This window comes from Enterobacter sp. 61D5 (assembly GCF_034107965.1).
Lineage (GTDB): Bacteria > Pseudomonadota > Gammaproteobacteria > Enterobacterales > Enterobacteriaceae > Enterobacter > Enterobacter cloacae_M.
On record NZ_JAWNFK010000072.1, the window covers coordinates 1 to 274 of the forward strand.

General features: G+C 57.7%; 1 protein-coding gene and 1 pseudogene. Both read right to left on the reverse strand.

The genetic code is table 11. The annotated features are described in order from the left end of the window. Positions 1-69: hypothetical protein (locus tag UTM25_RS22695; protein ID WP_409335734.1), on the reverse strand; the 69-nt coding region annotated here is incomplete at its 3' end. Next, positions 66-274 (reverse strand): annotated as a pseudogene (locus tag UTM25_RS22555) (ABC transporter ATP-binding protein); the annotation flags it as partial. The pseudogene UTM25_RS22555 and the gene UTM25_RS22695, both read right to left, overlap by 4 nt.

Below are 274 nucleotides of genomic sequence, written 5' to 3' on the forward strand. Positions count from 1 at the left end.
GCTTAGCGCCAGCCAGACAATTAATAGCGACGGCGAACGCCATTCGCGCCAGAACCAACGTGCAATCATGCTTCCTCCTGCAACTGCCCGTTCACCAGCCGTAAGCAGCGGTCGCAGCGTGCCGCCAGTTGCAGGTCGTGGGTCACCATAATCAACGTGGTGCCATGTTCACGGTTGAGGGAAAACAGCAGGTCGGCAATTTTATCGCCCGTCTGGCGGTCAAGGTTGCCGGAGGGTTCGTCGGCAAACAGCACATCAGGTCGACCATTAAAGG